Origin of the sequence: Faecalibacterium taiwanense (assembly GCF_036632915.2) — a bacterium.
GTDB classification, from domain to species: Bacteria; Bacillota; Clostridia; order Oscillospirales; family Ruminococcaceae; genus Faecalibacterium; species Faecalibacterium taiwanense.
Map to the genome: position 1 here is coordinate 1535220 of NZ_CP155552.1, position 24512 is coordinate 1559731.

Here is a 24512-nt window from a genome sequence, read left to right on the forward strand (position 1 = left end):
TGATAGAAGGCTTCCTCTTTGGGGGAAGCCTTTCTCTGGCTTTCTTGGGAGGTTCATTTTCCATGCCCGGCGATCTTCACAACCATTCCACCTGTTCCGATGGCTCTGTGCCCATCCACCGCCTGCCGCTCATGGCGGCGCGGGCGGGGCTGGACACCATGGCCATTTCCGACCACGACACCCTGCTCAGCGTAAACTACTGCTATGAGCACCCTGTGCAGGACGGCGTGCGCCTGCTTCCGGCCACCGAGCTGACCGGCTATGACCATGAGCATAAGCATCGCGTGCACCTGCTGTGCTACTTCCCGGACCCGGAAAGCCGGGAACTGAAGGAGCACTGCGACATCCTGCGACAGCGCCGCAACGAGTGCGGCCTGCAAAGCGCAAAGGAGATCGAAGCGCTGTACCCGCAGTTCCGCACGGAACAGGCGCTGGAATACGCAAAGGACAGCGGTGTGCTGTTCAAAAGCGGCATTATGGAAGCGCTGCACCAGCTGGGGCTGTGCGATGCTGTGTACGGCAAGCTGTACAGTTATCTCTTTGGCTGGGAGCCGCGCGGCGTGGTGCTGCATCAGGTAAAATATCCCTCGGTGCAGGAAGTGATCGCCACGGCGAAAGCTGCCGGTGCGGTGCTGGTATTTGCACACCCGACCGTTTACAAGAGCATGCCGCTGGTGCGTCAGCTTGCCAAAGAGGGCATCATCGACGGCATTGAGGTGGAGCACCCCCGCAACAGCCCGGAGGACAGGGCCGAGTGTGCTGCTCTGTGTGAGCAGTATGGGCTGATCCATACCGGCGGTACGGACTTCCACGGTGCAAACCACAAGGTGCCGCACCCGGTGGGCACCTGTACCACGGCAGACGATCAGGTGGCACGCATTCTGGAGCTGGCCCACAAGCGCCGCGGTATTGATGTGTGACCCGGTCACATTGACATTCCGGCACGCTGCTCTATAATAGAAGCAGACGATCTTCGTCGGGATTTCTGTCAAAAAGAGAGGATTTTGAACTATGAGCAAGGAATTCAGCTTCCCGAACAGCGGCACCTGTTCCAAGCAGACCAACTTTGTGCTGAACGATGACCACACCATTGCGTCCATGGAGGTCATTGGCGGCTGCAACGGCAACCTGAAGGGCATCTGCCGTCTGGTCAAGGGCATGAAGGCCGAAGATGTGATCGACCGCATGGAGGGCACGCTCTGCGGTTTCCGCAATACCAGCTGCCCGGATCAGATCGCCAAGAACCTGAAAAAGGCTCTGGCCGAAATGGACTGAAAAAATCAAACAGCGAAGGGGAGATGCCTGCGGGTATCTCCTTTTTGTTTTCCCATCCCGACAGAAAGAGATGTTTTTTTTCTGTGCTTCGGGGCTATACTTCTTGTGAAAACGAATTTCATCAGCAAGGAGCGGGCAAATGAGTATTTGGGAAAAACTTGGCTTTGGCGGGTACAAGGGCTTTTCGCACGAGTCGGATCAGCTGCTGCGCAGTGCGGTGGAGCTTGCCGGGAACCTTGGCTGCGAAAAAGCCGATACCGGCCACCTGCTGCTGGCGATCCTGCAGCAGGATCACGGGGCGGCAGCACGGTTTCTGGAGGGCAAGCAGATCCGGGAACCGGAGGTGCGCCGTCAGCTGGCCGAGAGCCGCCGCGCACCGGCTTTGCATCTGGACCGCTACGCTCTTGCGCCGGACCTCAAGCGCACCATGGATTACGCCATCATCGGGGCACAGAACGCGCACCTGAACCGGGCCGAGCCGGAACATCTGCTCTGCGCCATGCTGGAGGATGACGGCTGCACAGCAGGCATCCTGCTGGCATCCATGGGCGTGCAGCTCACAGATGCCGTGCGGGAGTGCCGCCAGCTGTCCGGGCAGTTCGTACTGCCGTATCAGACGCGGACCACGGTCAGCGCGCCGCGCGGCAGCCGCGCCAGTGATAAGTACTGCCGGGATCTGACCCGCCGTGCTGCGGAACGGGAACTGGACCCGGTGTTCTGCCGGGAAGCAGAGCTGGACCGCATGGTGGAGATCTTATGCCGCCGTCAGAAGAACAACCCCTGCCTTGTGGGGGAGCCGGGCGTGGGCAAGACCGCCCTTGCCGAAGGACTGGCCCAGCGCATTGCCACGGATCGTGTGCCCCGTGCGCTCAAGGGCCGCCGTCTGCTGGCACTGGATATGGCCAGCCTTGTGGCGGGCACCAAATACCGCGGTGACTTTGAGGAGCGGTTCAAGAACCTGCTGGAAGAGCTGGTGCGGGACGGCAGCTCCATCCTGTTCGTGGACGAGTTCCACACCATCGTGGGTGCCGGTGCAGCGGAGGGTGCCATCGATGCAGCCAGCATCTTAAAACCGGTGCTGGCCCGGGGCGAGATACAAATTATCGGCGCTACCACTACCGAAGAGTTCCGCACCCACATCCAGAAGGATGCCGCACTGGAACGCCGTTTCGGCAAGGTGCAGGTAGAGGAGCCTACGCCTGCGCAGGCGCTGGATATCCTCAATGGGCTTGCGCCGCGCTATGAGTGCTACCACAATGTCTGCCTTCCGCCGGAAGCGCTGCAGGCTGCGGTGGAGCTTTCGGTGCGGTATCTGCCGGGGCGCTTTCTGCCGGATAAGGCCATCGACCTTGTGGACGAAGCCTGTGCGGCGGCACGCATCCGGGCCGAGCAGGCAAAGCAGTCAAAGCCCACGCTGATGCCGGACGATATCGCCCATGTGGTGGCGCAGGCCAGCGGTGTGCCGGTGGAGCGGGTAGGTGAGCAGGAGCGGGAACGACTGGACAAGCTGGAAGAACGTCTCAACGCCGAGATCGTGGGCCAGAGCCGGGCTGTGGCTGCGGTGGCAGGTGCCATCCGGCGCAGCCGCACCGGTCTTGGCGAGCCGGGCCGGCCCATGGGTGCCATGCTGTTTCTTGGCCCCACGGGAGTGGGCAAAACGGCTCTTGCCCGAGCGCTGGCGGTCAGCTGGTTCGGCAGCGAAAAAGCCCTGCTCAAATTTGATATGTCGGAGTATCAGGAACAGCACACCGCTGCCCGGCTGCTGGGTGCGCCGCCGGGCTATCTGGGCCATGACGAGGGCGGACAGCTGACCGAAGCAGTGCGCCGCCGCCCTTACAGTGTGGTGCTGTTTGACGAGATCGAAAAGGCACACCCGGACATTCAGAACATCCTTTTGCAGATACTGGAAGATGGCCAGCTGACCGATGCCATGGGCCGCAAGGCGGATTTCCGCAACACCATTGTACTGCTCACCTCAAACCTCGGCGCACGTTTTTTGGCGGGTCAGAGCACGCCGCTGGGCTTTGCGGCGGGCAGCGAAGCCGTGTTTGAAAAGCAGTCTGCGCAGGCCATTGAGGAGGCAAAAAAGTGGTTCCGGCCAGAGCTGGCAGGCCGTTTGGACGAGATGATCGTATTCCGTCCGCTGGCCGACGACAGCCTGTGCGCCATTGCCGAAAAAATGCTGTGCCAGCTGGAGCAGCGTGCCGCCCGCAGCGGCTACCAGCTGCATCACACACCGCGGGTAGGGCAGGCGCTGGCAGCAAAGGCCCGCTCTGCCTACGGGGCCAGAGAACTGCGCCGCGCAGTGGACAGGGCAGTGGAGCAGGCACTTGCGGATCAGATCGCATCCGGTACGGCCTGCGTGGGCCAGCACTGGACAGCGGACTGCTCGGCGGATGGTGCCATCGTCCTGCGGGAGGACGAAACCGCAACACTGTAAAGCATCGGAAGCTCAAAAGGACCGCCCTGAGTTACAAGACCCGGGGCGGTATTTTTTTGTCTGCAGGGGGGGGCGGAGACATCCGCTCCTTTTTTGTGCGTACGGGGCAGGGACATTGTGAGATTGGCTCTTGCATCCTTTTGGTTTTCTGTTATCATAGAAGCAACAGAATTGCAGGAGGAAGTCCATGCGCACATTATTTCTTTTGAACCCAACTGCCGGTAAGGCCGATTGCACCCGTACGCTGCCGCAGCAGATCAATGCTGCCGCCGCGCGTGCAGGGCTTGCGCCGGAAGAATATGCCATTCAGGTCACAAATCACGCCGGTCATGCCCGGGAGCTGGCCAATGCCGCTGCGCAGCAGGCCCGGCAGAGCGGGGAAGAACTGCGGGTCTTCACTGCCGGCGGCGACGGCACCTTCAACGAAGCGCTCACCGGGATCTATGGCTATGCAAATGCAGCCGTGGGCTGTCTGCCCTTTGGCAGCGGCAACGATTTTCTGCGCACCTTTGGTACAAAGGAAGAGTTTCTGGATCTGGATGCCCAGCTGGCCGGTGGGCCGGTGAGCATCGATCTGATGCAGACCAGCCTTGGCCTTTCGGCCACCATCTGCGCTGCCGGTCTGGATGCGCAGGTTGCCTACGGCATCCCGAAGTTCCGGCGCATCCCGCTGTGCGGCGGCGAGATGGCCTATGTGCTTTCCATTGTGGAACAGCTGTGCGGACACATCGGCCGCAGGGTGGAGTACACCATCGATGGTGAAACGCTGGATGTGGACTGCCTGATGTGTGCCATCTGCAATGGCCGCACCTATGGCGGCGGCTTCTATGCAGCGCCGGAAGCACAGCCCGACGATGGCTGGCTGGATGTATATATCATCCGCAAGGTGAGCCGCGTGACCATTGCAAAGCTGCTGGGAATGTACAAGAGCGGCAAGCACTTCCAGAACGGTCAGCTCGTCAGGGCTGCAGAGCCGTACTTCATTTACCGCCGCGCAAAACAGGTGAGCCTGCGCGCTGCGGATGGCCGCGGGCCGATCGTTGCCACGGCAGACGGTGAATGCGCACCCAAGGAGCAGATCACTGTACAGGTACAGCCGCTGGCAGGGCGCATCCTTCTGCCAAAGCCTGCTTTTGAGCGCTTTGCAGCGCAGAGGACGGCACAGAGTGCAGACCGAACATGAAAAACCAGAAGAAGAGACAGCTTTTTTGTCCAAGAAGAAAGCTGTCTCTTTTTCGCTGTACGGCTGATTTTTTCATCTGTCATAAATTCTTAACAAAAAGAAGCAAAAAAGGTCTTGATTTTTTGGGTCAAGATGAGTACAATACACTTAGCACTCAGAGAAATGGAGTGCTAAAGAACCAAAGAGCCGACAGGAGGCCCTTTGGACACAGCAAAGTTTTAAATTATATTTTTACTATAGGAGGGCAAGAACTATGAAGATCATTCCTCTTGCAGACCGTGTTGTCATTAAGGCTGTTGAGGTTGAGGAGACCACCAAGGGCGGTCTGATCCTGACCGGCAGTGCTAAGGAAAAGCCCCAGGTGGCTGAGGTCATCGCTGTCGGCCCCGGCGGCGTTGTGGACGGCAAGGAAGTCAAGATGACTGTGAAGGTCGGCGACAAGGTCCTCACCAGCAAGTACTCCGGTACCGAGGTCAAGGTGGACGGCGAAGAGTGCACCATCGTCCGTCAGGGCGATATCCTGGCAGTCGTTGAGGACTGAGCAGTTTCCCCTCTGATATTTGAAAATTGAGCTTTAAAGGAGCGATTTGATTATGGCTAAGCAGATCAAGCAGGGCGAGGATGCCCGCAAGGCACTGTGTGCCGGTATCGATACCCTGGCAAACACCGTTAAGATCACCCTGGGCCCCAAGGGCCGCAATGTGGTGCTGGGCAAAAAGTTCGGTGCACCGGTCATCACCAACGATGGCGTGACCATTGCCAAGGAGATCGAGCTGAAGGACGAGTTCGAGAACATGGGCGCACAGCTGGTGCGTGAAGTCGCTACCAAGACCAACGACGCAGCAGGCGACGGCACCACCACCGCAACCGTTCTGGCACAGGCCATGGTCACCGAGGGCATGAAGAATGTCACCGCCGGTGCAAACCCCATGGATATCCGCCGTGGCATGAGCAAGGCTGTTGCCAAGGCTGTTGAGACCATCAAGGCTCACAGCCAGAAGGTGAAGGACAGCAACGATATCGCCCGCGTCGGCACTATTTCTGCAGGCGACCCCGAGATCGGCCGTCTGATCGCCGAGGCTATGGAGAAGGTCACCTCCGATGGCGTTATCACCATTGAGGAGAACAAGACCACCGCTGAGACCTACAACGAGATCGTGGAAGGCATGCAGTTCGACCGCGGCTACCTTACCCCGTATATGGTCACCGATACCGACAAGATGGTGGCTGATCTGGACAATGCCGCTATCCTGATCACCGATAAGAAGATCAGCGTGATTCAGGATCTGGTTCCCCTGCTGGAGCAGGTCATGCAGAATGGTATGAAGCTGCTGATCGTGGCTGAGGATATCGAGGGCGAGGCTCTGTCCACTCTGATCGTCAACCGCCTGCGCGGCACCCTGAACGTCTGCGCTGTCAAGGCTCCCGGCTTTGGCGACCGCCGCAAGGAAATGCTGCAGGATATCGCAACCCTGACCGGCGGCACCGTGGTCTCCTCCGATCTGGGCTATGAGCTGAAGGATGCTACCGTCCAGATGCTGGGCCATGCCCGTCAGGTGAAGGTCTCCAAGGAGAACACCACTATCGTTGGCGGTGCAGGCGATAAGGATGCCATCGCAGCCCGCATCGCTCAGATCCGCAGCCAGATCGAGACCGCTACCAGCGATTTCGACCGTGAAAAGCTGCAGGAGCGTCTGGCAAAGCTGGCTGGCGGCGTGGCCGTCATCAAGGTCGGCGCTGCTACCGAAGTTGAGATGAAGGACAAGAAGCTGCGCATCGAGGATGCTCTGAACGCAACCAAGGCTGCTGTTCAGGAAGGTGTTGTTGCCGGCGGCGGCACTGCTCCTATCAATGCGATCCCCGCTGTGCGTGAGCTGTGCGACACGCTGGAAGGCGACGAGCGCACCGGTGCCAAGATCGTTCTGAAGGCTCTGGAAGCTCCTCTGCGCCAGATCGCTAAGAATGCCGGTCTGGAAGGCAGTGTCATCATCGACAAGATCATCTCTGCCAACAAGCCCAACTACGGCTTTGATGCTCAGAACGAGGTCTTTGTGGACGATATGATCGCTGCTGGCATCGTTGACCCCACCAAGGTCACCCGTTCCGCTCTGGAGAACGCAGCCTCCGTCGCTGAGATGGTGCTGACCACCGAAAGCCTGGTCGCTGATCTGCCGGAGCCCCCTGCTGCACCCGCTGCTGCAGGCGGTGACATGGGCGGTATGGGCGGCATGTACTAATAGCTGCCAAAAAACCGCATGAATCCTTGATTTTTGGAGCGCGCAAAAGCGGATTTACGCCAAACTTACGCCACTTACGCCAAAAATCGAAGCGCACTATAGGGTAACAAAATCGGCACTCGCTGAAAAGCGGGTGCCGATTTTTGCGTCTAGGGGATTTGAAGACTCATGAAACCCACTGATGGATTCTGTGAGCGGCAGACTGTCAGCGGCTTTATTGTTGACGAAAAACAAAGGTAGGGATACAATAATAAAAAAGAATGTAAAACCGGAAGGGAGTGTGCCGCTGTGGAAAACCAGAGAGACTTCTGCACAGAATGCCGCAGAGAAACGAGCTACACCCTGAAGAAAATCAAAATCAACCAGACCATCCGGGAAAAGGAATATACTTTTGAGATCACGGCTACTTTCTGCAACAAATGCAGCGGCGAAATGGGTGTTCCTGGTCTGCTAGACTACAACATAAAGGAGATTGACGAGCAGTACCGCCACTCAAATATACTGCAACGATTGGAATGTTACTATGGCTAAATCGTGAAACGAAATGGAGGTTATCTTGATGGACACAAATGCTAAACGTTATCTTGAACTTATTAGCCAGCATTTACAGGAACACCATGCGGCTCTTTTTGTTGGGTCGGGATTCAGTCTTAATGCTGATAAAGTAACATCTGATGTTCCAGACATTCCATTGTGGGCTGGGTTAGCCCAAAAATTCAAAGAAAAGCTAGGAGATTCTGATCAAAACGACCCTCTCGCATTGGCCGAGAGTGTGGAAATTGCGTATGGCCGTAGTGAATTAGATCATCTACTTTTAGACAGTATAAAAGATGCCGATTATCGTCCCTCACCTTTGTATGAAAAACTTTTGCGGCTGCCTTGGAGCGATGTTTTTACAACGAATTATGATACGCTTCTTGAACGTGCTGGGGAAAATCTTGTAGAGAAAACATTTACGCTGGTAACCAACAAGAATGATCTTGTGGGCAGTTCTGGTGCAACAAGACTTATTAAACTTCACGGTTCATTTCCTTCGCAACGACCTTTTATTATTACGGCAGAAGACTATCGGACATACCCTCAAAAATTTGCTCCGTTTGTAAATACTGTGCAGCAGTCATTGTTGGAAAATACTCTCTGCATGATTGGATTTTCAGGGAATGATCCTAATTTCAATAAATGGATTGGCTGGATCCGTGATAATCTTGGTGCAGAGAATGCGCCTTATTTGTATTTATTAAGCCATGAATCTGTTTCGGACGTTCGGCGGGAGTGGTTACATAGGCGGAATATTATTGTCGTTGACCTATCCGAGATTTTTTCTGCCGAGACTCCGTATGATATCTATGAGAAAGCTTTGGATTATCTTTGGAATGCGTATAGTGAATTCCGTGTAACTGGGCAGAATTGGAAAATACGTCATTTTTTTTGACGAAAAGTTGGATCGGACATCTTCTATTAAAGAAGCAATTCCGGTGTTACGAAAAAATCATGATAGCTGTCCCAAAGTATTGACTCTTTCTGCTTCAAATAGAATAAAGCTGCGACATCTTCTATCTACAGCTCATGCGATTTTGGCTCACCATTGCGCACAAAAAGATGCTGATACAGAAAATGAGATGGCTTATCTGTATGAATATAACTGGTTGAACGAAAAGACTTTGATGCCTCTTTTGGATTCGGATATCGATTTGTATCAAAAAGTTCTTGCCAGAAATTCTGATATACGCAGTTCTGAAAAATGCGCTATTCTTTTATCGTTACTCCGTTCTTTTCGAGAATATGGTGACGAAGAAAAATGGAATATAAAGTATGTAGAGTTGGTTGCCATGAAAGCATATTTTACGGCAGAACAACAGGAACAAATTCGATGGGAAGAATGTTTACATTCTCTTTTTCGCTACGAATTTCAGAAATTGAAACAACAATTGAAAAAATGGCACGTTTCACCGGATCAAACTTTATGGGCGTTACGTAAATCAGGACTGTGCGCCGAAGTTGGTGAGTATGATGTGGCACTTTCACTTTTGCAAAATTCTCTTTCCAATTTGCGGCAGCGCATTTCACATCAGACTAGACCGGATACTTTCCTTGTATCATTAGAGAGCCCTATGATGAAATTGCAAAGCTATATTTCAGAAATTCGCCCTTCTGATGCAGAAGAAAAGAATATCACATTCGTAGATGAGCATCGCCGAACAGTCCATAGGCAATATGAGGTAGATTGGGCTGATGAAAATAAATATTTCACATCAAGGTTAGAAGCACACTGGGTTCCTTTTCAAACACATGAAACCAAACCGCGTTTTGACTTTGGAGTGAATTCATCTACGACACACTATGGAGGAGAAGATAAAGAAAGAATAGTTGCTTTTACTTTTCTTCAATTCCGTGAGGAAACAGGCATACCATTTCGTCTTGAAAATTATGTGGACGGCGCAAAGGCAGCTTGTGGAGCCGCAGAACGCATTGCGCTATATTGTCCGCTATGGGCTATTTTGACCGTTGTAAGGGCTGGTGAAGAAAAGTTTATAGAAAATGCGCTTACACGTGGTGTTCTCAGTACATGGACCCCCAAAGAAACAGATGAATGCTGCCAATTTTATATAGATGCAGTTTTACGTACGGAATTAGAATTTACCAACCATAAGACCGCTGGCGGTAATACTTTTGTGACAAAAGCAGCTACAGTTCTTTTGGAGGCACTATCTGAACTGTGTTCTAAATGTTCGGATGAAATGATGGTGCAACTTCTGGACTTTTTGAAGAAATTATACTCTTCTCCTCAAAAAGATCATTATTTGCAAGCTGCATCACTTGTAAAAAGGCTGATTCCTTTTTATCCTGTTGGGTTGCATCGTGAACTGCTTTTGCAGTTGTTAACTTTTCCTCTGCCGAATCTAGAACGACTTAGGATTCATCGTGATTTGCTGGATCCATTTGGAGTGCTTTTAGCACGATCAAAAGGATTCAAAGTTGAATCGGAAAAGTCCTGCCAGGAAATTGAACAGTTAATTATTTTGTCTCAATCGCATGATAATGGCTTAAGTGCTTTAAACCGGTTGCTCTATTGTGGAGAACAGGGACTGCTGACATCTGATCAGAAAAAATGGTTGGGAGATTTTATCTGGAAGGATGGGAAACCACATCTTCCTGAAAATTGGCTGGATACTGTTTGCCTGCATTTCCCGTCCCAGCGTGAGAGAGACGAAATTCAATACCTTTGTCAGTCTATTACAAATAAGATTGAGGAAAACACATCTGGGGTGATTTGTTTCCCGGGTGATAATGATATTTTTAATGAACTTGTAAATGTTTCTTTTTTCCGTGCAGATGAGTTTACATCAGAGGAAACAAGCCGGATTCTTGAAGCTAGTAAGGAACGAATAGCGGATCTTTCTGATAATATCAGTCGTGGAATTGATGCATTTGGCGATGAAGGAGTATTTGCTTCTCAAATATATCAGATACTGCACGCTCTTTGGATTTTTACTACTCTTCGTTCGCAGTGGACACCGACAGAAAAGGACTGTGCTGTAATGTCGGTAATCATAACACAATGTGACTCACATCATATCAGCCATCATGGTATAAAGCGATATTGGTCCATATTTTTGAAGCAGAACTTTGAATCAAAAAAGGATTTGGAGCATTCTTTGCGATCTGCTGATACCAAACGTGCGCACAGCTGTTATAATGTACTTGCAACTACAATATGTAATCCGGACAAAAGGTTGCTTCCAGATGATGAGCTTTGCATAGGATTAGAAGTTGTTGCTCAACAGATTGCCTGGGGCGTTCCAAAGCAGCTAGCAGCTGCGTTACAAACGGTTTCTTTTGCAGCAGAATATCGTCCTGATCTGTTAACGACACACCCGATGGAACTTATATTGACAGGCCTTTCTCAGTTATTGGAACAAACTCGAATTTCTTCGGACGATACAGTGGCAACGGCATCAGAGAAGGGCGACATTCGTCGATGGGCTGTGATTCTTGCAACAAAAATAGATGCTGGAAAAATTTCTAAAGATGGACAAGAAATTTTAAAAGATTGGCGTGCTGTTAGCCAAGATAAGGATGAGTTCGCCGAAATCAGGAATGGCCAGCGATAATGAATCAAAGTGTCCATGTCTGGATGTGAAAATTTCTTACCTGAACTCTAAAATGGCGGGATTGTTCTAAATGGCAAACAGCCGCCCAGCATGACCATAACGGTCAACTGCTGGGCGGCTGTTGTTGTACTTATACTTACGCCAAATGGAGTTTCTCTTTCAGCGCATCCTGAAGGACGCCGGAAAAGTTGATGTGTGCCGATTCGGCGGCATCGTTGAGCCAGCCGGGAATGGAAAGGGTTTTCTTTACGGGTCTGTACCGCTTTTCGTACTCTTCCATATCGAAAGGTACCATCACCACAAAATCTTCCGGGTCAACATGGAGCGCAGAAGGGACAGAAGGCTCTGGGCAGACTTTGCAATCTTCCAGCATAAGGCCGATGGCATCCTGTGCCATGCGGACAGCTTCGTCCATGGTATCGCCTTGGGTGAAGCAGCCCTCAATATCGGGGATCTCAACAGAGTACCCGGTTTCTTCCAGGTGAAAAATTGCAGGATAGAAAATAGCGTTCATAATGTGACCTCACCTTTTATAATTCAACAAACAATCAATGTACCTTCACTTAACAGGCCTACATTATTGGTTGGAAATTGTAGAATAGTCTATGCAGTGCTTTGCAGTTTCAGAATATGAAGTCTACAATCATCATATTCTTACTTTTTGAGTCCGGCTAATTTGAGAATGTTTTTCTCGGTACCGGGCTTCAGATCCTTTGCGTGAAATGGAACGACAGTGGTTTTGTTGGTAGTTGGGTTATGGTACTTGTAGTGTGACCCATTTGCACTGACTAAAACAAAGCCGTTCTGCTCCAGCAAGCGAATCATTTGCTTGGGAGTCATCGGCATGGCGGGTGCCCCTCCTTTCTTTCAGGATTACAGTTTTATTGTATACGTATTTTACGTATTTGTCAAGAGGGCAAATAAGCCGCCCAGCGACCTTACGGTCTCGCTGGGCGGCTTATTTTTTGCGTTTCCACAACAGATATTCCTCGTAGCGGTGCATCTCGTTCTGTTCTTCTTCGGTCAGGCGCTGGCGCTGTTTGCGGGCTTCGTCCGAGGGGTCGATGTCGGTCAGACCCAGTAGGTAGTCGGCAGAGGTGCCATAACGCTTGCAGAGTGCAATCAAAACTTCATGGCTGGGAGATGCTTTGTCGCGTTCCCATGTGCGGACGGTAGGCACTGAAACATGAAATTCTTTTGCTAAATCTTCTTGCGTTTCACCGTTTAATTTGCGTAACTCCGCGAGCCGTTCGCCAATCATCCTAATTCCCTGCCTTTCTTTGCTATCAGTATAAATAATATTGTCGCTCTTGACAAAAACCGATAATCCTGTTGTCAGTTTTGCTTAAAAGTGATAATATTATTATCATAATAGTGCGAAAGTGATAAGAATACTGACACTTCCGCCGCAACGCTAAGGCAAAGCGAGGGAATCCCCGTTGGAACAACTGATCGACTTTCACGCACCGGAAGTACAGGCGGTGCTGGATACGCTACTAGAAGATAAATCCACCGGTAAAAACATCATCTGGGCAACCGACCCTCCGGAGGAGCTGCAAACGGTAATGTACGAGCCGGTGACGGATAAATCTCCGATCACTGCGCAGCAGCTCAGGCTGACCCACTACGAGGTGGTGCTGCCCCGGATGATGAAGCAGACCGACACCCAGCAGCAGCGCACCCGCAAAAAGGCGAGGTATTCAGCCCGGCATGGGTCTGCAACAAGATGAATAACGCACTGGATGCCGACTGGTTCGGTGCGCTGGGGGCAGAGCAGACCACCGGGCAGTTCACTGTGGAGCTGCTCCAAGGCTGGCAGGCGGTGGAAACGCCGGTGCAGTTCCCGGTTTGCGGGGCAGAGCCCTGGCATGGGTGCAGTATGTGCAGAGCCGCCGCTTGGAGGTGACCTGCGGCGAAGCCCCTTTCTGGCATCCCGGTACGATGCCGCCACCGGCGAGATGATCCCGGTAGCCCGGCGCATTGGCATTCTGGACCGCAAGCTGCGTGTGGTAAGCGAGAACGCCGCCACCGAGGACGAGTGGCGCAAATATGCCACCCATGCGGTGCAGTCCACCTATGGCTATGAGTATCAGGGTGATAATTTGTTGCTGGCACGGGTCAACCTGCTGCTGACCTATGCAGAGCATCTGCAAGCTCGTTGGCAGCGCAAGCCAACAGAAAAGGAGCTGCAGCCCATCGCCACCATCATCAGCTGGAACCTGTGGCAAATGGACGGCTTGCACCTCTCTGTGCCAGGAGGCAAGCCTCAGCCGGAGGCAGAACAGCTTGATCTCTTTTCCATGTTCGGGGCGGCAGAGCCGCAGCCGCCCACGGTATCCTGTAAAGTGAAAAACTGGCGCAAGGGCAGCCATGGAACCGCCCAGAACTTTGAAACCATTCAGGAAGGGAGTACCAGCATGAAGTTTGATTATGTCATCGGAAACCCGCCGTATCAGGATGAAACCCTTGGCGATAACAAAGGCTTTGCACCGCCAGTATATAACAAATTTCTGGATGCGTCTTATGAAATTGCAGATAAGGTGGAAATGATTCACCCTGCACGGTTTTTGTTCAATGCTGGTTCTACGCCGAAGGCATGGAATGAGAAGATGCTGAGTGATCCGCACTTGACAGTCTTGCATTATGAATCTGATAGTTCAAAAATCTTTGCAAACACAGATATTAAGGGCGGTGTTGTAATTACATACCGCGACAAAGTGAAGAATTACGGTGCGATTGAGCATTTTATTGTGTTCGATGAACTAAGAAGTATTGCTCGTAAAATTGGAAAAACAGACTATGTACCGTTAAGCAAGGTGATTTATGCAGCAGAATCGTATCGTTTCACAGAAACGATGCACAAAGAGAACTCAAGCGTGGAGTCTCTGCTAAGTAAAGGTCATAAATACGACTTCAAGTCGAATGTTTTAAGTAAACTCGATAATATTGTGTTCTTCTCTGAAATGCCGAAGGACGGAAGTTCTTATATAAAGATTTTGGGTCTGGACGGAAGCAAGCGCACAGAGAAATGGATTAGAAAAGATTACGTTCGTGTCCCTGAAAATTTTGGGAGTTATAAGGTTTTTATCTCCAAAGCAAACGGTAGTGGTGCTTTTGGCGAAACTCTCTCAGCACCGATAATTGCTGAACCGGGCATAGGACATACGCAGACATTTATGTCTATTGGAAAATGCGAAAGTGAACAAGAAGCTATCGCAATAACAAAGTATGTAAAAACAAAATTTGCAAGGGCAATGCTTGGGGTACTAAAAATTACGCAGGACTGTCCGGCACCAAAATGGAAATACGTTCCCCTTCAAGACTTTACCGCCCATTCCGATATTGATTGGAGCAAGTCGGTGGCGGAAATTGACCGGCAGCTCTACCACAAATATGACCTGACTGCAGACGAGATCGAATTTATCGAGACCCATGTAAAGGAGATGGCATAATGGCTGGCATAACCCTGCGCACTGCCCGGCAGGTGGTGCCCATGATCTACGCCTATACCACCCCGGAAATTGCCCGGCACAACGGCTGGACGAAGATCGGCTACACCGAGCAGTCGGTGGACAAACGCCTGAAACAGCAGACCCACACCGCCGATGTGCTGTTCCACGAGGAGTGGCGGGGCAATGCCGTCTACGATGACGGCAGCGGTGAGGTGTTCACCGACCACGATTTCCACGCCTACCTCCGCAAGCTGAACGTGGAGAACGACCGCAAAAATGAGTGGTTCCATCTGGATGGGGAGCAGTCCCGGCGCTATTTTCAGGATTTCCGCATGAACCGGGGCAGGGTAAAGCTGGATGCCGCCATCCCCTACACTCTGCGGAAGGAGCAGGCAGAGGCCGTGGCGCAGACCAAAGCCTATTACCAGAGCCACCCCGGCGGGGAATACCTCTGGAACGCCAAGCCCCGCTTTGGCAAGACCCTCTCCGTCTACGACTTCTGCAAGCAGGTGGATGCACAGACGGTACTCATCGTCACCAACCGCCCCGCCATTGCCAATAGCTGGTACAGCGACTATGTGCGCTTTCTGGGCAGGGAGTCCGGCTATCTCTTCGTCAGCCATGTGGATGCCCTTGCCGGGCAGCCCCATGTGCTGGACGAGCAGGGCTATCTGGATGCCGCCGCGCAGGGCGAGGAACTGTATAAGCGCATTGAGTTCGTCAGCCTGCAGGATATGAAAGGCTCGAAATATTTCGGCGGCGAGTACGACAAGCTGCGCCACCTGACCGAGCTGAACTGGGATGTGCTGGTCATCGACGAAGCCCACGAGGGCGTGGATACCTACAAGACCGACCTTGCCTTTGACCGCATCCACCGCCGCTTCACGCTGCACCTGTCCGGCACGCCCTTCAAGGCGCTGGCGAACGATAAGTTTGCCGGGGATGCCATCTTCAACTGGACCTACGCCGACGAGCAGGCCGTCAAGCGGAACTGGCAGGGTGAACCGGGGCAGCAGAACCCCTATGCAAACCTCCCCATGCTCAACCTCTACACCTACCAGATGTCCGAGATCATCCGGGACGAGATCCGGCAGGGTGTAGAGATCGACGGCGAAACGCAGGAATTTGCCTTTGACCTGAACGAGTTCTTTAAGGTAAAGCCCAGCGGCAGCTTTGAGCACGAAGCCGAGGTGGACCGCTTTCTGGATGCCATGACCACCCAGAACAAATTTCCGTTTTCCACCCCGGAACTGCGTGCCGAGCTGAAACACACCTTCTGGCTGCTGAACCGGGTGGACAGCGCCAGAGCGCTGGCAAAAAAGCTGCAGGCGCACCCGGTATTCCGGGACTATGAGGTGATCCTTGCCGCCGGTGACGGCAAGCTGGACGACACGGACGAGAACCAGAAGAGCTTTGACCGGGTAAAAGCCGCCATCGCCCACCACGAAAAGACCATCACCCTGTCGGTGGGGCAGCTCACCACCGGCGTGACCATCCCGGAATGGTCGGCGGTGCTGATGCTCTCCAACCTGAAAAGCCCGGCGCTGTATATGCAAGCGGCGTTCCGTGCCCAGAACCCCTGCCTTTTCCATGAAAACGGCACCTTCCGCCGCAAAGAGAACGCCTATGTGTTCGATTTTGACCCCGCCCGCACCCTGCTGATCTACGAGCGGTTCGCCAACGACCTTTCACAGGACACCGCCAGCGGCAAGGGCGACACCGAGGAGCGCAAGGCGCACATCCAGAATCTGCTCAACTTCTTCCCGGTCATTGGTGAGGACGAGGAAGGGGAGATGATCCCGCTGGATGCAGAAAAAGTCCTCAGCATCCCCCGCAAGATCAAGTCCAAGGAAGTGGTGCGGATGGGCTTCCAGAGCAATTTCCTGTTCCAGAACATTTCCAACGTGTTCAGTGCCCCGCAGGAGGTGCTGGACATTCTGCAAAACTTCCAGCCCATCAGCGAAGCGAAAGCAAAGCCCATCCAGATCACCCCGGAGACCGGCGCAGACCTTTCCCTGAACGACAAGGGCGAGGTGGATTTGGACGAGGGCTACGTCATCGGCAAGGCGGCGGATGTGTTCGGGGCAAAAATTTACGAGAGCACCCCGGCGCTGGACACCGCCCTGCAAGACCTGACAGATGCTCCGGCTCCTGCCAAAGAAGAGCATCTGGAACCCCTGAAAAAGAGCATCACCAAGGAGATCATCACCCCCATGGTGGAGCAGGCAAAGCAAGAGTATGGCCGCGACCTGAAGCTGTCCGACCAGAAGCGGTTTGAGAGCACCGCCAAAGCCAAAATGGACGTGGCGGTGAACAAGGTGGTGGACAACTACCGCATCGACCAGAGCCAGTTGGAGACCCAGCGCACCCAGCAGCTGCAAAGCTGCACCACCGCCCAGCAGCGCCAGCAGGTGAACCGGGAGTTTGACGCAAAGCAGCAGCAGAGCACCGCCGCCCTGATGGAGACCTTGCAATCCACCATCCAGCAGGCAGCGCAGGAGATGCAGCAGACCATCGTGCGCACTGTGGAGACCAACCAGAAGGAGCAGGAGAAAAAGGGCTACGAGGACACCGTCCGTGACCATCTCCGGGGCTTCTCCCGCACCATCCCGTCCTTCCTCATGGCGTATGGCGACGAGACCGTGACACTGGCAAACTTTGATCAGATCATCCCGGACAAGGTCTTTCAGGAGGTCACCAGCATCACGCTGGAGCAGTTCCGCTTTTTGCGGGACGGCGGACCGTACATCAACCAGACTACCGGACAGGAGGAGCACTTTGCAGGCCACCTGTTCGACCCGGTGGTGTTTGACGATTCGGTGAAGGAGTTTTTGAACCTGAAGGTCAAGCTGGCGGATTACTTTGACGAGAGCCGCACCGAGGATATCTTCGATTACATCCCGCCCCAGAAAACCAACCAGATCTTCACCCCAAAGTGGGTGGTGAAAAAGATGGTGGACTTGCTGGAGCAGGAAAACCCCGGCTGCTTCGATGACCCCGGCAAGACCTTCCTGGACCCCTACATGAAGTCCGGCCTGTACATTACGGAAATCGTCAAGCGGCTCTACCGCAGCGAGAAGATGCGGCAAATCTTCCCGGACGATAACGCCCGGCTGGAACATATCTTTGCCAAGCAGGTCTATGGGCTTGCCCCGACAGAGATCATCTACCGCATTGCCATCAGCTATATTCTGGGCTTTGCAAAGGATCACGGCATCACTGCCCACCATATCCGTCAGGCGGATACGCTGGAATTTGCCAAGGCGGGCACCATGGAAAGGGAACTGGATAAGATCTTCAGAGATTGAAAAACAGAATACAGCATAAAACCAAGGGCGGCTGTCTGCATGTGTGCAGATGGCCGCCTTTTTGTGCTATGCCTGTTACAAAAATGAAAGCTGTTGGATACATCATATCGAACAGGACGAGCGGTCTCATTCTCTCTCTTTTACCAAAGTTTCCCTTGTGTTTTCTTGCAAGCTGACAAAAGTGGCGTGTTTTCAAAACTTTTTGTTGACACAACTCGATTTTTGTGGTAATCTATCCCAACAATTTAATATAACATATTTACTTAGAGTTTCAGCTCGGCTCCCGAAGGAGCCGGAGCAAGTTTTTAACTTTCTATCGCTACATAACGAACCCGAACCAAGGCCATCCCGGAAGGGATGGTCAGATTCAGGTTGTTGTGTGGCGATTTTTTATTGCCAAATCCAGCACCGCACCTTGAAAACCGCATGACCGTCTGCATGGGATACCCGGCGATGACCCCGCAAGGGAGAGCCGGAAAACGCCGCCGGAAGGGGGCAGGAAAGCCATGCAGGGAGAACGGCACACCCAATATCAACTGGTCAAAATGGCCAGTTGATGTGGTGAATGACACAAAGCGTCATTCACCAGAAAAACTTTCTGCGTTACGGCTGACCCCATGTGGACATTTTGACCACATGGGTGAATTGCCGCAGCTTGAATCAATGTAGACAATTTGTCCACATTGACTCCGTTCGTGTTACGTTTGACCTCGACTTGACATTTTGTCAAGCCACGGTGAAAAGTGGTGGGTTACGAAAACCGTAACTCACCACTTGGAAGTGGTAAATGGACAAAATGTCCACTTACCACCCAGCCATAACGCACAGATTTTGGTTGGTGGTCATTTTGACCATCAACCAAACAATTGCAACACTTTATTGTACAAAAGTGGCTGTTACCATTTTGATAACAGCCACGCTTCCGTAACACTTTTGGCAAATAATGCTTTTCATTATCCACCACACACCCGTAACAGCCAAAGGAGGATGCCTATGACAACAGAACAATGGGAACGCGAAAATCAGGACACCCTGATGGAATATTTCATTGATGGCGCCCCCAGTGTGCGCAGAATCCAATGTGAATACTGCCGCAAGGCTATCTACACCCAGACCCGAAACCGCAAATATTGCAGCTTTCAGACCTGCGGTCACAAGATGTTGAATCTGCGGAAAAGCCTTAAAAAGCGTGCCGAACGTGGAACGTATACCTGCGCTTGCTGCGGGGAGCAGTTCTTACCGATCCGGGCAGATGCCAGATATTGCAGCAATGCCTGCCGGCAGAAAGGCTACCGCCAGCGCAAAGCGAATGCTGCTTCTATCCGGTAAAGTGGTGCTTCCCATTTTGGAAAGTACCACTTTACCGTAACGACTAATCGCTCGCTCCCAAATCCCCACAGTGGGAATTTGGGCGATTATCTGAAATCAAGTTCCGCTTTCCGTAACTTGATTTTAGCCGTAACGAAGCCACCGGAGTTATCATTTTGAGAACTTCGGTTTTATCTGTAACACGTCACCCCCACTCCGTAAAAATCAGGTGATCAAAATGAGCACTTGATTCTACCTGTAACGCCTCAAGGTCGTTGAAAATCAGGTTGCCAAGATGACAACCTGATTCTGACCGTAACAGAATCAGTGGGTCAAAATGGCCCACTGAAAAAGCCGGACGAGCTGTTTTTCTGGACAGCTTGCCCGGAGCAAGAGTGCAGAGGTGCGGGTCGCCAGTGGCGACCTCAAAAGGCCGCAGGCATTTTGAAGCACCGACCGAGCCGACAGGCGAGACCGCAGCCCTTTGAAGGGAGTCAAGGGGGAACGCCTTGCCCAGTGATATGATGCTGTGCGTCATATCCTACTGGGTATTATCTGGCGCAAAACGGCGGCAGATCCAGCAGCTCCGCTGCTGCGTTCTCCCACGCCAAGAAGTCGAAACGGAGGGATGTCTATCTGAAATTAACACGACACAACGGACGAGCTGGGACCCATGGCACCTATAACCCCAAACACAATGACCGGAGTTTCAACCTTGCCAACAGCGAGCACATCGACCCGGAACGAGCCAAGGGCAACATCTACTGGGACTGCTTCCACGGTTTCCGTTCGGCTCTCGATCCGCAAGACCCGGATGATCTGGCTGCGACCTTCTCGGAGGTAGAGCAGCAATTCTACGAGAACCGCTATTCCAACTTTGTGGAAAGCCAGAACGAGCGCAACGCCAAGATCCGGCACACAGAGCGCAACCGCTCCATTCCCGACCTACTGTCCAGCCGCAAGACCTGCCCGGAGGAGACCATCTACCAACTTGGAACGCTGGATGAACACGCTTCGGCAGAGGACTTGCTGAGCGTCGTCACAGAGTTCATCGAGGAGTTCAAGGCCAAGTATGGCGACCACGTTCATGTGCTGGACTGGGCACTGCATCTGGACGAAAGCACACCCCACATCCATGAGCGTCATGTGTTCGACTGCGAGAACAAGTACGGCGAGGTGGCACCCCAGCAGGAAAAGGCGTTGGAAGCGTTGGGCTTCGAGCTGCCCGACCCGGCCAAACCCTCAGCCGCCGCAACAACCGCAAGATCACCTTTGATGCAGCCTGCCGGAAGATGCTGTTTGAGATCGCCAAGCGGCATGGTCTGGAATTGGAGGAAGATGCGGAGTACGGCAACCGCAAATATCTGGAAAAGCAGGATTTCATTCTTGCCAAGCAGAAGGAGCAGCTTGCCGCCCAGCAGAGCAAGCTGGACGAACTGACCCTCAAGGTCAACGACATGGAAACGCTGATCGATGAAGTTTCGGCAGCGGCCTACGACAAGGCGGTGGAGGTCGTGACGGACATGGTACGCACCGAGACCCGCAAGGAAGATATGCGGATGATCGAGGACACGAGGAAGTGGGTGCTGTCCCCGGAACGCAAGGCTCCGCAGGCCACGAGAGAGTACGCCGCCCATCGGTTGGATACCGTGTTGGACAAGTTCCTCAAGACCATGCAGACCACCGCCGCCCGTTTGCAGAACAAGCTGCTGAAGCCGGAAGTCCGGCAGAAGTGCAAGGAGCAGGTCAAGGAGAAAGCACGGGATTCCGTTCTGCAACTGCTGAACCGCTTGCAGGCAGAACAGGCGCAGCGGAATCCATCTGCACCGCCTACCGCCGAAAAATCAGAAAATCGTTTTCAATAATAGTACGAGGTGATGTTTATTGAGCAAGGAAGTCAACGAAGAACGTACTCCCAGAACCGTTGCGGACGTAAAAGAAATGCTGACCAAGCACTCCAACGGCGAGATCCAGCGAACGATTCAAAATTGCATCACGATTTTGCAGAACGACCATGTGCTGGCCGATGCCATCCGGCTGAACCTGTTGAGTGAGCGCATCGACATCGTAAAGCCTGTGGGCTGGCCCCGCTCCGGCAAGACGCTGAACGACACCGACATGAAGTATATCCTGCGGAGGATGGAGAAATACGGCATTTCCAGCGAAAAGAAAATCGAATCTGCCATCCGCATTGTTGCCAATGAGAACCGCTATCATCCCATCCGGGATTACCTGAACGGCCTGCAATGGGACGGCACGGAACGGATAGCCCACGTCCTGCACCATTTTCTCGGTGCTGCGGAGGACGAGTACACTTGCGAAGCTATGAAAATTTTCCTGCTGGGAGCCATCAAGCGCGTGTTCCAGCCGGGATGCAAATTTGAAACCATGCTCTGTCTGGTGGGCGGGCAAGGTGCGGGGAAGTCCAGCTTTTTCCGACTGCTGGCGGTCAAGGACGAATGGTTCTCGGACGACCTGCGGCGGTTGGACGATGACAACGTATATCGCAAGCTGCAGGGGCACTGGATCATTGAAATGTCGGAGATGATCGCCACCGCCAATGCCAAGAGCATCGAGGAGATCAAGAGTTTTCTCAGTAAACAGAAGGAGACCTATAAAGTCCCCTACGAAACACATCCTGCCGACCGTCTGCGCCAGTGCGTCTTTGCTGGCACGACCAATCGGCAGGATTTTTGCCCCGTGACCGCACGGGTAATCGCCGCTTCATCCCCGTTCCGGTGGATGCGGAACTGGCTGAGATCCACATTTTGGACAACGAGGAGGAATCCCGTGCCTATATCGACCAGCTTTGGGCAGAAGCCATGACCATCTACAACAGCGGCAACTACAAGCTGGCGTTCAGCCCCGCCATGCAGGAAACTCTGCTAGCCCATCAGCAGGACTTCATGCAGGAGGATGCGCAAGCTGGCATGATTTACGCCTTTCTGGAGGACTACACGGGTGACCGGGTGTGTTCCAAGCAGCTCTATGCGGAGGCGCTGGGCAACACCAACATCCCGGCAGAGTGGGAGACCCGCACTATCTGCGAGATCATGAACACGGGAATTTCGCGCGGCGATATCCAAGGCTGGCAGGCGCACAAGACCGCCAAGCGTTACCCGAAGTACGGTGTTCAGAAAGGCTGGGAGCGCGTAACCAGCCCCGAAACCGGGGCTGAAAATTTCTTCGAAATAACGGATGCGGAAGCCAAGCAGCTGGGCTTTCCCTTCTGACGGACACCGGTTACACGTCTGGTTACAGATTCGGTTACGTTCCAGTTACAGCGCAAAAGCCGCATGGCTGCTGCATTTTCCTCTTTCTGTAACCATGTAACCTTAAAAAGATAAGAAAAAGTATAAAACCTACCGGATGCCCTGTGTGCAGAAAAAGAGAATTTTCCTGCCCGGTTACAGGCGTTCGGTTACAAAGAATTGGAGGTCTGCCTATGAAGGAAGTTCGCGTTTGCGAAGCAATGAAGTCCCCGGTGGGGACTTCAAGCGACGGAACGGTCTTGCATCAGCAAGATGGAGGGACCAAGTCCCGACAAGTTCCCATTTGGGAAAAGAGCAATCTGACGCTGGAAGAAGCTGCGGCTTACTCTGGCATTGGCATCAACAAACTGCGTGAAATTACGAATGAAGATAAATGCAAATTCGTCCTTTGGGTGGGAAACAAGCGTCTGATCAAACGTCGCCTGTTCGATTGCTTTGTCGAGCAAGCATATTCTATTTGAGAGGCTGCCAAAGGCTGCAAATGTGAAACCGTCCTTTTCTCATTCGCTGCGGGTGGAAATCGCATGGTTGATGTGTTATACTGACACTGACCTTATAGATGCGCTTTTCACAGAAAGGAGTTTCTAAATGTCTGAAAAGCGCAAAGATAGCAAGGGTCGTGTTTTGAAGGATGGCGAAAGCCAAAGAGCAAACGGCACCTACGACTATCGTTATACCGATATCCACAAGAAACGGCGTTGTATTTACGCTAAATCCCTGACAGAGCTGCGGAAAAAAGAGGAAGAACTGTGGCGCGATCTGGCAGACGGCATCGACTACGCCGCCGGAGAGATGACGGTGGCTGATCTGGTTGACCGCTATATGAACCTGAAACGTGGGTTGAAACCCAATTCACTTCGGTCGTACAACACAGCGGTCAAGCGGATTCATGCTGACCCTTTCGGGCAAAAAGCCATCAAAACGGTAAAATTGTCCGATGCGAAAGGCTGGTTCGTGTTTCTGCATGACAGCGGTTTCAAGCAAAACACCATAGGAATCCTGCAAAGCGTTGTCAGACCGGCATTCGAGATGGCGGTGGAGGATGACATCGTCCGCAAGAATCCATTTAAGTTCAAGCTGTCGGATGTTGTGCCGAAGGACGCTTATGTGCGCAATGCCCTGACCAGAGAACAGCAGGAGAAATATCTGCAATTCGTTCAAGACTATGGAGGCAACTATTATGATGATATCGTCATTCTTATGGGAACCGGCTTGCGTGTGAGTGAGTTGTATGGCCTGACACGAGCAGATATCGACTTTGAACGGCACTGTATCAATGTCCGGCGGCAGCTTTGCCGGACGGCTGAAAAGCCCTACTTTGTCACACCGCCGAAAACAAAAAGCGGTATCCGCAATGTTCCCATGACAGATACCGTTTGTGCAGCGTTGCGGCGTGTAGTAAAAGCCAGAGCGTCCACGAAAGTGGAAGCGCTGGTGGATGGTTGCAGCGGATTTCTCTTTCTGGACAAGTCCGGAATGCCGAAGGTGGCAATGCACTTGGAAAACTATATGCGCGGCGTGCAGGGAAAGTTTGAGAAGGCGTACAGCAAACCTGTTCCGCGCATTACACCTCATGTGCTGCGACACACCTTCTGCACCAATGTTCAGCAGGCCGGGCTGGATGTAAAAAGCCTGCAATACCTGATGGGCCACTCCAATGCCAGTGTGACGTTGGATGTCTACACGCACAGCAGCTTTGAATCGGTTGAAAGAGCCTTTGAACAGATCGCCGGCAACCTGTGATTTTCGACGCATGAAGCGGAATTGCTTACGCCGAAACTTACGCCAAAACTTACGCCAAAACTTACGCCAATCACCCGGTAAGTGGCGTAGATTTGCGTAGAAAAGCGTGGATCGTGCAAAAACGGAGAATCTGGAAAAATCGGCTTGTGGCCTTGATAATTCTACAAAAGTCTACGTTTCCC

At 52.7% G+C, this 24512-nt stretch carries 20 protein-coding genes and 1 pseudogene; 18 read left to right on the forward strand and 3 right to left on the reverse strand.

All coding sequences use genetic code 11. The annotated features are described in order from the left end of the window. The first annotated feature begins 62 nt into the window (after window positions 1-62). The 9 genes from PXT33_RS07705 (at window position 63) to PXT33_RS07745 (ending at window position 11247) form a co-directional block, all read left to right on the forward strand. Window positions 63-920 (forward strand): PHP domain-containing protein, encoded by an 858-nt coding sequence (locus PXT33_RS07705; protein WP_097774920.1) that lies wholly within the window; start codon window positions 63-65, stop codon window positions 918-920. A 91-nt stretch (window positions 921-1011) separates the two neighbouring features. Then, window positions 1012-1275: a TIGR03905 family TSCPD domain-containing protein gene (locus tag PXT33_RS07710; protein ID WP_005937268.1), complete on the forward strand. Its 264-nt coding sequence runs from the start codon at window positions 1012-1014 to the stop codon at window positions 1273-1275. A 139-nt stretch (window positions 1276-1414) separates the two neighbouring features. Beyond that, window positions 1415-3715, forward strand: a complete 2301-nt coding sequence (locus PXT33_RS07715) for an ATP-dependent Clp protease ATP-binding subunit (RefSeq protein WP_332376262.1) — start codon at window positions 1415-1417, stop codon at window positions 3713-3715. Between the two features lie 187 nt (window positions 3716-3902). Further along, complete coding sequence (locus PXT33_RS07720) at window positions 3903-4898, forward strand: diacylglycerol kinase family protein (RefSeq protein WP_120019824.1); 996 nt, start codon at window positions 3903-3905, stop codon at window positions 4896-4898. A 253-nt stretch (window positions 4899-5151) separates the two neighbouring features. Then, a complete protein-coding gene (groES, locus tag PXT33_RS07725; RefSeq protein WP_005937287.1) occupies window positions 5152-5439 on the forward strand; it encodes a co-chaperone GroES in 288 nt (95 codons plus the stop codon). 52 nt (window positions 5440-5491) lie between these two features. Continuing rightward, entirely contained in the window at window positions 5492-7135 is a 1644-nt protein-coding gene (gene groL, locus PXT33_RS07730; RefSeq protein ID WP_332376264.1) for a chaperonin GroEL, read from the forward strand. A gap of 288 nt (window positions 7136-7423) precedes the next feature. Continuing rightward, window positions 7424-7666 carry a hypothetical protein gene (locus tag PXT33_RS07735; RefSeq protein WP_332376265.1) on the forward strand — a complete coding sequence of 81 codons (243 nt, stop codon included), beginning with the start codon at window positions 7424-7426 and terminating at the stop codon, window positions 7664-7666. A 28-nt stretch (window positions 7667-7694) separates the two neighbouring features. Continuing rightward, complete coding sequence (locus tag PXT33_RS07740; protein ID WP_332376266.1) at window positions 7695-8567, forward strand: SIR2 family protein; 873 nt, start codon at window positions 7695-7697, stop codon at window positions 8565-8567. 43 nt (window positions 8568-8610) lie between these two features. Continuing rightward, a complete protein-coding gene (locus tag PXT33_RS07745; RefSeq protein WP_332376267.1) occupies window positions 8611-11247 on the forward strand; it encodes a hypothetical protein in 2637 nt (878 codons plus the stop codon). A 136-nt stretch (window positions 11248-11383) separates the two neighbouring features. On the opposite strand, the gene PXT33_RS07750 is transcribed toward PXT33_RS07745, so the two are convergent. The 3 genes from PXT33_RS07750 to PXT33_RS07760 form a co-directional block, all read right to left on the reverse strand. Continuing rightward, window positions 11384-11761 carry a type II toxin-antitoxin system HicB family antitoxin gene (locus PXT33_RS07750; RefSeq protein WP_347070268.1) on the reverse strand — a complete coding sequence of 126 codons (378 nt, stop codon included), beginning with the start codon at window positions 11759-11761 and terminating at the stop codon, window positions 11384-11386. 140 nt (window positions 11762-11901) lie between these two features. Continuing rightward, window positions 11902-12093 (reverse strand): type II toxin-antitoxin system HicA family toxin, encoded by a 192-nt coding sequence (locus PXT33_RS07755; protein WP_112114942.1) that lies wholly within the window; start codon window positions 12091-12093, stop codon window positions 11902-11904. Between the two features lie 112 nt (window positions 12094-12205). Continuing rightward, the gene (locus tag PXT33_RS07760) at window positions 12206-12508 is read right to left on the reverse strand and encodes a helix-turn-helix transcriptional regulator (RefSeq protein ID WP_332376268.1); all 303 of its coding nucleotides are present in this window, start codon (window positions 12506-12508) and stop codon (window positions 12206-12208) included. A 178-nt stretch (window positions 12509-12686) separates the two neighbouring features. Here PXT33_RS07760 and PXT33_RS07765 point away from each other — a divergent pair, with 178 nt between their 5' ends. The 9 genes and pseudogenes from PXT33_RS07765 to PXT33_RS07805 all read left to right on the forward strand — a co-directional run bounded on the left by PXT33_RS07765 (window position 12687) and on the right by PXT33_RS07805 (window position 24330). Further along, a complete protein-coding gene (locus PXT33_RS07765) occupies window positions 12687-12977 on the forward strand; it encodes a hypothetical protein (RefSeq protein WP_347070269.1) in 291 nt (96 codons plus the stop codon). Beyond that, the gene (locus PXT33_RS07770) at window positions 12974-13153 is read left to right on the forward strand and encodes a hypothetical protein (protein ID WP_347070270.1); all 180 of its coding nucleotides are present in this window, start codon (window positions 12974-12976) and stop codon (window positions 13151-13153) included. The genes PXT33_RS07765 and PXT33_RS07770 overlap by 4 nt, the downstream gene beginning before the upstream one ends. Next, entirely contained in the window at window positions 13116-14699 is a 1584-nt protein-coding gene (locus PXT33_RS07775; protein WP_347070271.1) for an Eco57I restriction-modification methylase domain-containing protein, read from the forward strand. Before PXT33_RS07770 ends, PXT33_RS07775 begins: the two co-directional genes overlap by 38 nt. Beyond that, complete coding sequence (locus tag PXT33_RS07780; RefSeq protein ID WP_347070272.1) at window positions 14699-18007, forward strand: DEAD/DEAH box helicase family protein; 3309 nt, start codon at window positions 14699-14701, stop codon at window positions 18005-18007. Before PXT33_RS07775 ends, PXT33_RS07780 begins: the two co-directional genes overlap by 1 nt. A gap of 993 nt (window positions 18008-19000) precedes the next feature. Continuing rightward, on the forward strand, window positions 19001-19336 hold the full coding sequence (locus PXT33_RS07785) for a hypothetical protein (protein WP_332376271.1): 336 nt from the start codon (window positions 19001-19003) through the stop codon (window positions 19334-19336). Window positions 19337-20607: 1271 nt separating this feature from the next. Then, the gene (locus tag PXT33_RS07790; RefSeq protein ID WP_347070273.1) at window positions 20608-21180 is read left to right on the forward strand and encodes a hypothetical protein; all 573 of its coding nucleotides are present in this window, start codon (window positions 20608-20610) and stop codon (window positions 21178-21180) included. Window positions 21181-21256: 76 nt separating this feature from the next. Further along, window positions 21257-22548, forward strand: a pseudogene (locus PXT33_RS07795) (VapE domain-containing protein). Window positions 22549-22760: 212 nt separating this feature from the next. Then, window positions 22761-23048, forward strand: coding sequence for an excisionase (locus tag PXT33_RS07800; RefSeq protein ID WP_405002379.1), 288 nt, complete (start codon window positions 22761-22763; stop codon window positions 23046-23048). Between the two features lie 127 nt (window positions 23049-23175). Continuing rightward, on the forward strand, window positions 23176-24330 hold the full coding sequence (locus PXT33_RS07805; RefSeq protein ID WP_332376272.1) for a site-specific integrase: 1155 nt from the start codon (window positions 23176-23178) through the stop codon (window positions 24328-24330). The last annotated feature ends 182 nt before the right edge of the window (window positions 24331-24512 follow it).